This is a genomic window from Kocuria coralli (genome assembly GCF_008831305.1).
Taxonomy (GTDB): domain Bacteria; phylum Actinomycetota; class Actinomycetes; order Actinomycetales; family Micrococcaceae; genus Kocuria; species Kocuria coralli.
Genome location: NZ_ML708618.1, coordinates 134863 through 148591, shown reverse-complemented (window position 1 = coordinate 148591; position 13729 = coordinate 134863). Strand labels below are relative to the sequence as shown.

Sequence of the window (13729 nt, the reverse complement as noted above, 5' to 3'; positions counted from 1 at the left end):
AGAAAGAGACTGACAGTCGTAGCTGTCACCGACCGTTCCGACGGACGCGACGGCGTCGGCTTCGGCGAGGCGCTCGGTGTAGCGAATGGCTCGATACTGCCTGGTTTCAACCGGTCGTTGCAACACCGGGTTGTTGGAGTGAGCGTAGCTGCTCTTCGAAGACTTCGGTGGGTGTCTTCCAGTCGAGACTTTTGCGGGGTCGGTTGTTGAGCGCGAGAGCGACGGCTTCGAGGTCTTCCGCGGACCACCGTGAGAGGTCTGTTCCTTTCGGGAAGTACTGTCGCAGCAAACCGTTGGTGTTCTCGTTCGTCGGCCGCTGCCAGGGCGAGCGGGGGTCGGCGAAGAACACCTTGGTGCCCGTCTCGAGTGTGAACTGGGCGTGGCCGGAGAGTTCTTTGCCGCGGTCCCAGGTGAGCGTCTTGCGGAGCTGTTCGGGAAGCTTCGTCATCGACGCGCTGAGCGCGGCGTTCATCGCGACAGCGCCGTAGCCGCCCAAGGCGGGACCGTTCTTGACGGGCGGTATCTCGCCATAGCCTTCCAGCCGCGGCAGATGCACCAGCAGGGTCGAGCGGCTCTTGCGTTCGACGATCGTGCCGATCGCGGACCGGCCCGTGCCGATGATCAGGTCGCCTTCCCAATGCCCGGGAACGGCGCGATCCGCAGCCTCCGCCGGACGCTTGGAGAACACGACCTCGGCGGTGACATGCCCTTGCGGGCGGTTCTGCGCTCGAGCCCGCGGCTGGCGGAGCGCGCGGCCGGTTCGCAGGCAGGTGACGAGCTCGCGTTTGAGCGCACCACGGCCCTGGATGAACAGCGACTGGTAGATCGCCTCGTGGCTGATGCGCATGGACTCATCATCCGGGAAGTCGACCTTCAGCCGGTGCGAGATCTGCTCCGGGCTCCACGCCAGCGACCAGCGCCGGTCCTGCCGGTGCGGTTTGTTCAGCCCCTTCCACGCGGGCGGCTCCGGCCCGACGACGACGGTGCCGTCGGGCCTGCGGACGTTCCCGGCGAGACGATCCTGCACATACTCGCGCAACTTATCGTTGGTGATGAGCTTCGCCGTCTTCGGACGCTTCGCTGCCTGCTGAGCCTTCCACTGCGCCACCAACGCCCGGTACTCATGCTTCCCGCTGCGCGTGGCCGCGTTACGGCGCAATTCGCGGGAGACTGTTCCCGGGTCACGGCCGATCCTGCGCGCGATCTCACGAACGCCGATCTGCTTGGCGCGGAGCAACGCGATCTCCTCGCGCTGCTCAAAGGACAGGTAGCGGCCGGTGGGCTCGGGCAGCGAGATCGGTGGCATACCGCCAGCGTGGCGAAACCAACGGGCTCCGACCGGCACGGACACGCCCACCTTCAGCGCCGCTTCAGCCGAGGTGAGGCCCGTCGCGATCAGACGCCAGAACTGCCGCTGCACCGCCCGCGAGGGCTCAGGCCGCCCGGGCGAACGCATCGGCGGACGCAACGCCCGATCAGCACGCCACTGACGACGCGCACCCTCGGGCACATCGCTCGTCTTCGCGGTCCAGTCCTTCGTCGCCACTGCCGAACACCTCCGAGACCGAGGTGTTGCGACGACCAGTTGAATCCGCCCTGCACTCCGGCATCGCTGTGATGGATCAGCCCGGTGATGTCCTGCCCCGCTCTGCGACGCTCCCAGAGGCCCATGTCGAGCGCGTCGAGGGCGAGATCGGTGCGCAGCGACGTGGACACCTGCCAGCCGACGACACGGCGAGAGAACACGTCGAGGACGAACGCGGCGTAGGTCCACCCGGCGTGGGTACGTATGTAGGTCAGGTCCGCAACCCAGAGCTGGTTCGGTGCCGTCGCGGTGAACGCGCGCTTCACGAGGTCGGCGGGCCGGTCGGTCTCCGCGCCGTCTCCGAAGGTGGTCTTGCGGGTCTTGTCGCGCCGGATGCCCTGGATGCCCGCGGCGCGCATCAGCCGCTCGACGGTGCAGCGGGCGACCTCGACGCCTTCCCGGTTCAGGGCCGCATGGATCTTCCGGGCGCCGTAGACACCGAGGTTCGCCTTGTGGACCACCCGGATGTCCTCGGTCAGCTCCGCGTCCCTGACAGCCCGGGCAGACGGCGGCCGGCTCTTTGCGGCGTAGTAGGTGCTCGGGGCGATCTGGACGTCCGTGTCACGCAGGACCTGGCAGATCGGCTCGACCCCGAACCGGTCGCGGTGCTCGTCGATGTACTCGACCAGCACCGCGGTCGGCACCTCGGCTACTTCAGCTTGCGGTCGAGCTCCGCCGCGGCGAAAAACGCGGACGCGGTCTTCAGGATCTCGTTCGCCCGCCGCAACTCCCGCACCTCGGCCTCAAGCTCCTTGATCCGCTGCGCCTCCGCGGTCGTCACCCCGGGCGCCTGCCCGGCGTCGATCTCGGCCTGCTTCACCCAGCCCCGCAGCGTCTCCGGGTTGATCCCGAGCTGCTCGCTGATGCGCTGGAGCGCACCGGCCTTCCGCGCGGGGTCCTGTCGTGCCTCGACCGCGAGCCGCGTCGCGCGCTCACGCAACTCGTCCGGGTACTTCTTCGGTGCTGCCAAGACTCTCATCCTCCGTGAGTTGAGAGCCTCCACCGAACCCGGGGCGCTTCAGCAAGCGCGCCGGCCTCGCGCCTGGCACGCGCTCGGGTCTGTGGGCGCACATGGCCGCGGCCATCGACGTGGTCCAGCCCGAATGGGTCGTCATCGAGAACGTCCGCGGGCTGCTGTCCTCACCCGCGACACGGCCACCCGCAGAAGGAGACGACCATGAACGACGCAACCCAGGCGATGCAACCCCCGACGGCGCAACCCTTCGCGGCATGGAACGCGACCCGTGGCATCTGGGAGACAACGCAACTCGACCTCTACGGGCTCTCGGCGCCGTTCTCGGCGATCTGGCCGACCTGCGGCTGGATGCACGATGGATCGGCCTACCGGCTTCCCTTGTCGGCGCTCCTCACCAACGCTTCCGCATCTTCACCCTCGCCCGGCGCACTGTTCCGCACCCCGCTGGCGACGGACTCATCGCGCGGCGGGGAAACGCTCGACCAAGTGCGAGCGAGACGAGGGACGATCGCACTGTCGCACCAGATCATCGACTTCGCACTCCACGGACCGGCTGGCTCACCGAGCAGGAGAGCCGAATCGGAAACGCTGTGGTCCCTGATCGACGTACTGTTGAGCGCTGGGGACGCTACGCCGACGCCATCACTCGTTGGGAGCACATCACCGGACGGCCCGCGCCGGCGCCAGCGCTCCTGAACGATGCCGACGGCCCCCGCCCAGCACCAGCATTCGTCGAATGGCTCATGGGTCTTCCGACTGGTTGGGTCACCGATGCCGACGACCTGACGCAGAACCAGCAGATCACCGCGCTCGGCAACGGCGTGTTGCCGATACAAGCCGTTACCGCCCTCACCACACTTCTGACATGAGGACCCGAGCGATCGTCAGAACCCATATAGATGCTGCCTTGCGTTGAACGCCGCCGGCCCACCTTCAAGGATCGACTCAGCGAGCGTACGGATGAGGGCATCGTCCAGCGACCCGATGCCACCATCGGTAGGCCTGCCGTTTCGGCCGCTGCCTTCCAACGCGACGATCAGCTCAGCATCGCCGAGCACAGGCACGTTGGCATTGTGAGTGCTTGCGATGATCTGGCGCTTACCCTTGAGCTCACGGAGATTCTTGACAACGCCGTCGTAGACGAAGCGGTTGTCTAGGTCATCCTCCGGCTGGTCGATGACGAGTGGCGCACGCGACGCCCCGAGGAGAAGCAACAGCAGTGCAGTGGCCCGCTGCCCCTTCGACAGGTCGTCCATTTTCTTGAACTCGCGAGTCCCTGTTCCCGCCCCGATGTCGAGCTGAACCTCTACAGCGTTTCCGACCGAAAGCTCTTCGAGCTGGCGCAAGAGGGCCTCGCCGGCGTCGACGACTCCGCGAGCTTGTGCGCCCCGGACGGAGAACTTGTCCGCGAGCTCGGCCTGACCCTTGCGAGCAGCCTCAACGAACGCCCGTGTCGAGAAGCCATCGCTGTCGATGGCAGCCATGATCTGCGTTCGCTGCCCGCTGATCGCGCTTTCGATGAGCGTCTTGATGTGTCGGCGGTCCCGAGCCGCGATCGGCTTCACGATGACGACACCGCCTGTTGCCGCGTTCGCAGTTCGGATCGCATCGTGCAGGGCTTCCACCCGCTTGTTCTCGTTCTCGGTGAGTTCCTGGAGGAGGGTCTTGCGGGAAGCGACCAGTTCCTTGATATTGGCATCGATGCTGATCAGCCGCGGCTCCTTGGCCTTGAGGTCTTCAAGCGCCTTCGTTGTCGCCAGATACTTGTCGGGCTCAAGGCCATCCTCGACGAGCTGGCGCAGAACCTTTGCGTGGTCTTCGCGCTGCTCACGGACAGCGTTCGTCCAACCAGTCGCGGCCGAGGCTATTGCGGTCTCCGCAGCCGTGATCGCCGCCTGCGCCTGCGTAGCGAGGGACTTCAGCGTGTCCGCAAGCGTCGTCGTCGCAGTGCGAACGAGGCCTAGAGTGTCGGCTTGTGGCGACTCATCGAGCCCGTCGTAGGTCGCACCGAGCTTCGCCGCCAGCTGTGTGTCGGTCAGACCCGTCAGGGTCGATTTGGCATCCGCAACGCGGGATCGCCCTTCAGCGAACACCGCCTCGTCCTGGTTCAGCCGGGTGACCTCACTGAGCCGAGTGGGTACGTCAGTCTCCTGAAAATGACGAACCTGCTCTTCCAAGCGCGGCACGTCCGTCAGCTCGTCTTCGAGCTCGACCTTGTCTTTCTCAGCGCGCGCGAGCTTGTCGCGGTTCTCCTTCAGCCTTGCCAGCGTCGCCTTGTGATCGGCCGTCAGGTCTCCATTGCCCTGAAATCTGTGGAGCATGCTGGCGACCTTCTCGCTGTCGCTCGCCAACTCCGCCAGCTCATGCTGGCCGAAAATCTCAACGTCTCCGATCACGTCAGCCGACTGAAGGCTCGTGACAGTACCGCTGGCATCCTTAACGACCGGAGTGTTGTTGACAGACCGTTCGATGGTGAACGTCTGAACCCTCGGCGAGGTGGCCTCGACAGTGAGTTTCACGACGGTGCCTGCGCGAAGCACACTGCTGACGATCGCCTCGTGGTCGGCCTTGGCTGAGGCCCCGATTGGCGTCAGACCCAGGACGTAGCGAAGGCTCTCGATGGCGGTGGACTTCCCCGTTCCTCGTCCACCGATCAACGCGGTCAGGTCCGGCGAGAGCGGGATCGTGACGCCGTCCAGGAAACCGCCAACCCAGGAAATCTCCTTCAGAAGAGGACGCGTCTCCTCCTTGGGGTCAGCGAGAGCGATCCGAGTCTCGGGGGTGCGGACCGCAATCTTGAGGCTCTCGACGGTCAGCGTGCTCACCTTGAACCACGTTGAGCCACCCTCTGAATCCAAGGCGTCCGGGTGGGAGATGTCGTCGGCATGGATGACTGCGAGCGGGTGCTTTCGGTCGAACGGCTTACGACGTTCGATAATGGCTTCCTGCTCCTGCGCAGCAGCCACGCTTGGCGTGATCCCCAGGGCATGGAGCCTTGGATGGTTGATCAGCTTGGCGAGCGGATTGCCCTGGCGACCCGTCAGCATCCCACTGTTCGCCACGTTAGCGTGCGCCGGAATGACCAGAGCACCGCGATCCGACATCTTCTCCAAGATGTCCTCGAAAGGTTGCCCGACAGTACCGTTGTTGCACCCTGGGGTGACCCCGCACGCACCAACGGCCGCGTTCACATCGGCAGCAGCGGTGCCGGTCTCGAAGATGACGAGAACGTGAAACCCTTCAGCTGTATTGGCCTCGAATCCAGGCAAAGCAACGACGCCACGCGCCGTCGCGTCCTGGATGAGTCCACTCGCCGTGTCGATGGCCCAGTGATCGGTGATTGCGATGAGCTCGATGCCAAGCTCGTCGCACTTGTCGAGAAGCGCCTTGTTGTAGTCCGCCTCCGAGGCGAACCTCGTTGAGGGCGAGTTACGCCCTTCGTACGCGTACGGGTTGACCTGCAGAGCTGCGCGAACCCAATGAGCGCCGGCCATCAGATCACCCACTCGTTCGGCCGCATGGATACCCCGACTGTCTGCTCGTTCATTCGTCGAGTGCTTTCACGAGGGCGTCCTGAGCGTCGCTGTAGAAAATGAATGAGACCTTCGTAGCGACCTCGTCGCTGACGTCTAGGAGTTGGCGGCGGGCTGACACCGGGAGCAGGAGGGCCGTCGCTCCCTTCTCCATCGCGTGCTCGGCGAGTTGCGCTGCGTTGAGGATCGTCTCGACGCCGCCGCCGAGCGACAGGTTGCCGACGGCGATCAGGCCACCCCGAATAGACCGCTGGAGCATCGCCGAGGCCAGCGCGAGGAGGATCGGCAGTCCGAGGCCGGCGCCGGTCTTGGCTGCGTCGAGCGCGCGTACCTGAGCGGTGAGGTTGTGCTCGCGCGGGTCGCGGTCGCCTACGAGTTGTCTCGCCTGGGCGATGAGGTTCTGCTCTGCGACCTTGAAGCTTTCCCGGAGCGTGGCGGGGGCGGCCTGGTTGAGTAGACCGCGTGCGCCAGAGCCGGGCGTGTCCGCCGCCTCGATTCGGTAGAGTCCCGGGCCGACGTCGCCGCCGCCCTCGGAGATCGCCCACACCTGGCCGGGAGGCAGCGGATCGAGGCCGATCGAGTCGGGGCTCGCGAGTTCGGGAGTCGAGACGAACTGCTCGACTCCCTCGCCGAGGCGGTAGCCGAACTGGGTGTTACGGAACTCTGCTGCGCCGATGCGGCGCTGTTGTTCCTTGACGCGGCGCCGGCACTCCAGGGCGATGCGCACCGCCCATTCGAGGTCCTCGTCGGAGATCGCGGCTTCGGCGTCGGGATACAAGAGCTTGAGCAAGCCATCAACCGTCTTGTTGACGGCCGACAGGTCTCTGCCCGACAGTGCATCGGAGTAGTTGACCCGCCCCTGGATCGATGCGAGGCGCGATTGGTCTCGAAGGCGCGACCAGCACTCGGAGAGGAAGTCGCTCACGAGCCCGAAGTGTTGGGTGAAGTAGGTCGGGTTGAGCTTTGGAACATCCCAGCCGGGCAGGTAGGCGTGGATGCGGTCCATGAACGCCGTATCGTCGCGCATCTCTGGGGGCAGCGGAGAGAGCAGGTGGCCGATCCGCTGCTGGTGGGCGACATCTACGTCGAAGTTCCCGACCAACATGATCGAACCGTCAGCACGGATGGACTCACGGCCCCGGGAGAACTCACCCGACTCCATGTAGCCCTTCATGATGTTGACGCCGTCCTTTTGGTCGAAGGAGACGCCGGAGACTTCGTCGAAGCAGACGACGTCGTACTGCGCGACGAGGCCGCGTTGCCCGGTGGCGTTGTTGACGAACATCCGGGCAACGGTGGCCTTGCCGCCGGAGATCAAGTGCGCGTAGGGCGAGACCTGCTGGAACAGGTGGGACTTGCCGGTGCCACGAGGCCCTAGTTCGACCATGTTGAAGTTCCGCTGGACGAACGGGACCATGCGCAGCAGCAAAACGTCTTGCTCGCGTTCGGTGAGTTGCGCAGGTTCGAAGCCCACTGACCGAAGCAGGAGGTGCTTCCACTGCTCTGTGGTGAACCGTGAGCGGCCTTCGGCCAGGCGCGAGAGTGAGTCGCGGGTGGAGAGCTGGATCGGGCGCAGCGACCCGACAGCGAAGGGCTTGCCATTGTTCTCCTCGGCGATCGCCGCGTCGTAGAACAGATCGACCTCGGCGTAGAAGCCACCGGTCAGCATGCGCTCGTTGTCACGGACAACGGCATCGTCGATGCGCACGTCACGGAGCCCGAGACTCGGTAGCTCGGCGACGTACGAGTTCGACTTCGCATCGAGCCGTGCCTTGACGAGATCGATGAGCTTAACGGTCATGCGCTCGCGCGCACGCGACTTGAAGAGCTCCTCTTCACCAGCGCGCACAGTGCGGTCGGAGAGCAGCCGTCGCACGACCTGGAGCCCCTCCTCGATCTCTTCCGGGTCAGTCGTGGCACAGTAGCGCCCGATAAGGAACTCTCCGACGTAGGTCGGGACGGGATACGCACCCTTGAATTGCTGGGCGAGGTCCTTGCGAACGACGTACCCCTCGAAGGCGGACGCTGCGGTCGTGTCGATCTCGTCGAGCGTGATTGCCTCGGTCATTCGACGCCTCCTACCGTGGTTTGTGCTTGCGCTAGGACTCCACCGTTCAGGTCGAGTAGCACGACCCATGCGTTCGCCCCAGCAGGGGCCTGTTCCTCGTCGACGAGCACCTTGACCTCGCCCGGCTCGGTCGGCGACTTCGGGCCACCGACGGCGCTCGATGCGTCGGCGGGGCGAAGCCGAACTTCGGCGACCACTTCGGCTTCTGCGGGGCCGTAGTCGATGCGGCAGCGCTGTCCGGTCCATCGAACAGCTTCAATCTGGGCGGGCGCAGCGGCCGAGCCACCGCGTGTCACGGTGACGACCGGGATCACGCATTCTTGGAGACTCAGGCCGCCGTGCTCGTACAAGCAGCCCGACTCGAATGCGGCAGTTCCCGGTGCGCTGACCATGTCAACGGACGAGTCCCAAGTCCAGGGCAGGATCGGGAAGTCCGGCCGCGCCGCGGTGACCTTCAACCGCGCCACACGCGGCTTGCGGGCCGCATCGCCCTCCGTGACCTGTATCGGGAGGTTGACCTTCTGCGCTGCTTGGCCGGGCAAGAGGAACCCGTGATCGGTGACCACGACGACCTTCCGCCATCCTGCTTCGAGTAGTGCACGAACGCGCTCTGCGACGAGGTCGAGGTGGTGGTCGATGAGGTCAGCCATCTGGTGCCCGTGCGAGTGGCCCAGCGAGTCGATCATGTTCGTCTGCGTCCACGCCGTTCCGGCAGGGTCACCGACCTGAGCGGTGTCCCAGTCGAGGAACTGCACCTGCGCTCCAGCGAGGGCCGATCGCAGCACTGCACCCTTCACAGATCGCCCCTGATCGTCGGCCGCGTCGAAAGCAGCGCCGCCAGCCATGCTGATCTTGATCGGCGCCACCGCCGGCTGGCCGGTTGGCGTGACGCTGGGGAAGGCCGCCTGGCGCGGCTCCACAACTACCGTGAGACCCGACAGTCGGCGAGCCACACGCGTGGCCAGGTCGTAGCGCAGTGCATCGACGTAGACCACGCACGTGCCGGCGACTACGTCGAGGCCCGTCTGGCCGCTGTAGGAACCAAGGGCGGCTTTCTGGAATGCTCGTGCCGACTGATCGGCCCACGGGTCGTAGATCGCGCCGAGAGCGTGGGTGACAGCGGCCCTGTCTTGTGCGGTCTTGGCCGTCGCGATCGTCCGCAGTGCGAGGTCGTCAATCACGTGGCCCTCGTGGCTGTACCAGGCAACTTGACTCTGGAGATCTGTTGCTGTCGAAGCGGTCGCTACACGGTTTGCCAGTTCCGCGAGGTGACCGGCGGCCCTCGCAAGGGGCGCCTGACCGAGAGCAGCCCATACGTTGTCTTCGCGCGGCGTGTGCGCGGCAGCGAGCTCTTCAACGCGACCACGCGGGTCGGGATGAGTGCCCAATGCATTGAGTGCCGACCTGAGCGCGTCCTCCTGGTCGCGGTTCCACGAAGGCCACGAGTCAGGGTGTGGGTCGGTGTCTCCAAAGAGCGGCACCACAGAGGGCCGCGCCTGGTCGAGCAAGGCAGGAAGGTTCGGATAACGGCTCGGGTTCTCCGCAAACCGTTGCCAGACAGCTCCCCACTCACCCGTTCGGCCGCCGAGCTTACTGGCTGCAGTGAGAGCGCCGTCCTTGTCGGGGCTGATGCCGTAGACGGACTTGCAGGAGGCGACAAGGGCCTGCCACTGCGCACCTTCGAGCGAAGCCCTCACCTCGTCCGGCTCGTTCATCCATTCGAGGAGGGTGCGAACCGTGTCATCGAGCACGAGGTGGTGCAGGCGAGACGAATCGAGGCGCCCCATACGTTTGAGATCGTCGATGTCCTCGAAGAGGAACTTGTCCAGCACCTGAGCGAGGGCCGCCTTCGTCGCACTGTCACTCGCGATGTCGAGCCCCGCACCCTGCTTTGACGCAAGGAAAGAGTGCGGCGTCCAGGGCGTCTGACCGTGGGCAGAGGGCCACCAGTTCGAGCGGATCGCAACCTCGGCCAACGGCGCGAGCGAGTCATCGAGCGCCGCTGCCTCTACCACGGAGCCTCGACTGACACCCGGCAGGTATATCACCCACGGATTGCGCTCGCCTCGTTCGGCAAGATGAGCTGGCAGCTCCGCGGACTCGGGCGAGGCGAGAACGGCCCGAAGCCAAAGCGCTGGACCCCGTGCAGCCGCGGGGTCGTACTCTCCGAGCACCAAGATGGGCACGGCCTCCTGGAGGATGCGAATCACCGGCTCCCAGGCGCGCTCAGGATCGGCCCACAGAACAGCCGCGGGGGCAGAGTTCGCCCCCACATTGAAGGCAGCAGCGTCGCGGAGGGCTTTCGCGACGACGGCACGGACAAGCGTCATTTGGCGTCCCCCGCCTCGCGCCGGGCAGCACGGCGCTCCTCAAGCGTCGGGTGCAGATCGTTGTGCCGTTCCGACCCGTCGGGATTTGTTCCACGGTCCTTTCGCCAGTGGACGTTCACCTTGGACCGGAGCACGTCGGCGATCACGAACGGACGGATGTTCAAACGAACCCCGTCATCAACGTCAGGCTCCCACCCGATCGGCTGCTCGGCCATCTCCTTCCACCGGACGTACACGTCATAGGGCGGCTCGCCGCCAAGAATCAGCTGGAGTCTGCGCTGAAGTTCTTCGGCGGCAGCCAGCCGCGCATCGGCACCTGGACGCTCTGCGCGGGCCTCATGCTTCTGCCGGTCGATCCATGCGCCAAGGACGGTAAAAGTGAGCTTCTCAAGCGTTGGCCGATCAAGACGGTGGTAGTTGACAATTGCCGAGAACCCGTCCTTCCGGCCATCCCAGATGTGCCACAGGAACGGTCGGTTATCGAATACCTTCACATGCTGGGCGAAGAACGAGTCACGGAGCCAGTCCTCCAGTCGCCCGTTCTTGCCGCCTGCTTCGATAACCAATCGTCGTTCCGTGGCACTCGACCATTCACTGCCGTACGCAACAGCAAGGAGCTCACGGAGCCGCGTGACCAGGTCAGACTCACCCGGTAGGGCTTGTAGGCTGGCAATGCCGTCACCATCAATGAAGTCATCAAGGTCGTCGTCGGCTTGGAAATGCCACCGATATCCAAGCAATCTCGCCACCGCCACGAGCAGCGGGTGCACAGAGTTTTCTGGGCGTCCCGGGAACAACCACTGGGTCGGGTCCGATGTGGTTGGTTCTGGAAGCCCATGTGGAAAGAGCCGCTCTGCTTCTAACTGCCAGCGCTCCAAATCGAATGGAAGCTGCAGAAGGGTCTGCGGAGAACTCAACGCGAAGCCAGGACTAATCTTCGCCAGTTCCCGCCGAAGGTTTCCCGAGTGCGCAAATGCCACAAGTGCGAGTTCGTTCTTCGGGTCGTTCGGAACAATGGCAAATGACCCAGAATCAAACCTATCGCCAAGATAGATGGCAGTCTTCGCACCAATCTTGCTCACCGCCACGCCTTTCCGGCCCCAAAGCGGCTTACCGCGACGCCAATTCTGCGCAGCATGATTTAGGTGCTTGACCGACTCTGCCAACTCCGCCATCGCACCCGACTCCGATTCCCACAGCACGATCTTCTTGCGACCTGTGTAATGCCCTTCCCCATCGGGCGAGTGCTGAAGGAACTCCCACCGATGGTCCAGCCTCGGGATCTCCCAAAAGTACTTCTCGAAGCGCGAGCCATCCCCAGCAGACATGCCATTCCGAGCATCGGCAAACGCCCCGACTATCGTCGCCGTCGCAGCCTGGTCAACCGCCTCCACGCTGCCCAATGTAATTCGGCTATCGCGCGACGCGAGCCACGACGACTGACGGAGACGCACGACAGGAGAAGCCCTCAGCGCAAGCGGCTTCTCGGAAAGTGCTGATGAAGAGACTACGAGTGTTCCCACATCGTGACCGCTCGGAGGCCGAAGGTCGCCGATGGCTAAGACCGGACTCACTCGCAATGGGGTGTAGAAGCTGTTCAGCCCCAGTAGTGCGAGAAACCGCAACGTATGGCTTTCCAGCAAGCGGGAACGGAATTGTCGTCCCGCCCGGTAGTGCATCCAATCGCTGGGCAAGACCATCGCGAAACTTCCGTTGACATCAAGCATTTGCAGAGAGCGCATGAGCATGACCAAGGCGAGCTCGCGTTTGGCAACATCGAAATTTGCCTTAGTATACGACTCCAGGGCTGGAGATTGCTTCTCCAAGCCCAAGAATGGCGGGTTGGTCACCACCAGGTGGTACCGGCCTGAAAGCAGCTCTGCCGAGCGAAGAACGTCCAGGGCCGCGTGACCCAGCACTGTTCTGTCCTGGTTCTCACGCCCAAGCGCTGCAGTCAATACTGAAGAGACCTGCTCCCAATTGAGACCTATTGAAAGATCTCGCCCAAACAGCCCGCCTTCAGAATCGATCTGACGCGGGTTGACCAGGGATCCCAAGGTGTCAGCGCTCTGGAACGCATTGTGGAGGCTCCCTAACGCTCTTCGCACCTCGGTGTCAGCGCCTGCGAGCCCCTCCCAGTCTGAGCGCGCTGCCCGCACCGGTACACCTGAACACGCAATATTCGGAGTAGGGAGTTCACGGAACCCACCCTGCTTCCACGCCTCCAGCGCCACGTTGAAAGCCGCGATCTGGGTGCAGCGCGGATCGAGTTCGAGCCCGTGGAGGTTGTCGCGGAGGACCGCATCTTGTGCCTCGGCCGGCGTGAGGCCCTCCTCCTCGGCGCGCATTCGCCAGAGCATGCCGAACATCGCGACAAGGAAGTGACCGGAGCCGCAGCAAGGGTCCATCACCGTCACGTCGGCAGCACGATCGGGCCAATCACTGAACGAACCGGCGGCAGGAGTGCCATCCTCATTGCGGCGGAGATACTCCCAACCGTCAAGGAGCGCCGACGCGGGATGACGTGCGGCCCACCATGCTCCGAGTGAGTTCTCTAGCAGGAATCGGACCATGTAGTTCTCAGTGAAAAGCTGCGTGACGGGCGAGAGGTCTGCCCCGCCGATTTTGACGCCTGACTCGTTGACGCGCTTCTTCTCGGACGTCTGCCAGAACTGATACACCCATCCGAGGGCGTCCTCCGTAGTGAAGACCTCGGACGGAATGTCAAGAAGGAGGCGCTCAAGCGCACTACGGTGCTCGGCTGCGAACCGGACTTGTACCGCGGGGTCGGTGAGGCGGAACACGCCAGGCAGGATCTCTGAGGCGAACCGCGCGGCAACGGCCCAGGCGTCCGGCTCGCCAAGGTCAGAAGCGAGATCGCCGCAGTCGTCCAATGACAACGGGATTTCACGGTAATCCGGATGCCGGAGCAGGCCATTGACTTCCAGGAAACGCGCGAACAGCAAGCGATGCCACTGCTCGTAAGCGACATCATGCACCAGGTTGGCGAGCGGTGCATCTGCGCGTGCGGTTTCGTCGCCGAGCTGCCGCGCCTTGTCGCGGAGCGCAAGCCGGAGCTTGTTCTGCTCGTCACTCAAGTAGCGCGGACGGCTCGGCTCGTTGACCGCGAGAGCGCGCAGAGCATCCTCGGCAGCGCGTTGCGCAGCCTCGCGGGCGCGCTGCGTCTGGGCGTCGAGAAAGCGGCGTTGGTCAGAGTTGAGGACCTCAGTCATTGCT

8 protein-coding genes and 1 other annotated feature are annotated in these 13729 nt (G+C 64.4%); of the genes, 1 reads left to right on the top strand and 7 read right to left on the bottom strand.

Translation table 11 applies throughout. From position 1 onward, the window contains the following. Positions 1–106: 106 nt before the first annotated feature. The 3 genes from FCK90_RS09320 to FCK90_RS09310 all read right to left on the bottom strand — a co-directional run bounded on the left by FCK90_RS09320 (position 107) and on the right by FCK90_RS09310 (position 2555). Positions 107–1456 carry an IS30 family transposase gene (locus FCK90_RS09320; RefSeq protein ID WP_423126265.1) on the bottom strand — a complete coding sequence of 450 codons (1350 nt, stop codon included), beginning with the start codon at positions 1454–1456 and terminating at the stop codon, positions 107–109. Then, positions 1396–2229 carry an IS3 family transposase gene (locus tag FCK90_RS09315; RefSeq protein ID WP_158034022.1) on the bottom strand — a complete coding sequence of 278 codons (834 nt, stop codon included), beginning with the start codon at positions 2227–2229 and terminating at the stop codon, positions 1396–1398. Before FCK90_RS09315 ends, FCK90_RS09320 begins: the two co-directional genes overlap by 61 nt. Continuing rightward, positions 2125–2277 (bottom strand) — a sequence feature (AL1L pseudoknot). It overlaps the preceding gene by 105 nt. After that, positions 2235–2555 carry a transposase gene (locus FCK90_RS09310; protein WP_181954263.1) on the bottom strand — a complete coding sequence of 107 codons (321 nt, stop codon included), beginning with the start codon at positions 2553–2555 and terminating at the stop codon, positions 2235–2237. (Overlaps the previous feature by 43 nt.) Before the next feature lie 101 nt (positions 2556–2656). Here FCK90_RS09310 and FCK90_RS15375 point away from each other — a divergent pair, with 101 nt between their 5' ends. Then, positions 2657–3430, top strand: a complete 774-nt coding sequence (locus FCK90_RS15375) for a DNA (cytosine-5-)-methyltransferase (protein WP_181954262.1) — start codon at positions 2657–2659, stop codon at positions 3428–3430. A gap of 15 nt (positions 3431–3445) precedes the next feature. Here FCK90_RS15375 and FCK90_RS09300 read toward each other — a convergent pair whose 3' ends face one another. Genes FCK90_RS09300 through FCK90_RS09285 form a run of 4 tightly spaced genes read right to left on the bottom strand, consistent with a single transcriptional unit; the run spans position 3446 to position 13725 of the window. After that, complete coding sequence (locus tag FCK90_RS09300) at positions 3446–6055, bottom strand: TrlF family AAA-like ATPase (RefSeq protein WP_158034019.1); 2610 nt, start codon at positions 6053–6055, stop codon at positions 3446–3448. Positions 6056–6104: 49 nt separating this feature from the next. Further along, complete coding sequence (gene brxL, locus FCK90_RS09295; protein ID WP_220433311.1) at positions 6105–8162, bottom strand: protease Lon-related BREX system protein BrxL; 2058 nt, start codon at positions 8160–8162, stop codon at positions 6105–6107. After that, a complete protein-coding gene (gene pglZ / locus FCK90_RS09290) occupies positions 8159–10492 on the bottom strand; it encodes a BREX-1 system phosphatase PglZ type B (RefSeq protein ID WP_158034018.1) in 2334 nt (777 codons plus the stop codon). Before pglZ ends, brxL begins: the two co-directional genes overlap by 4 nt. Further along, positions 10489–13725: an Eco57I restriction-modification methylase domain-containing protein gene (locus FCK90_RS09285; protein WP_158034017.1), complete on the bottom strand. Its 3237-nt coding sequence runs from the start codon at positions 13723–13725 to the stop codon at positions 10489–10491. Before FCK90_RS09285 ends, pglZ begins: the two co-directional genes overlap by 4 nt. Positions 13726–13729: the final 4 nt, after the last annotated feature.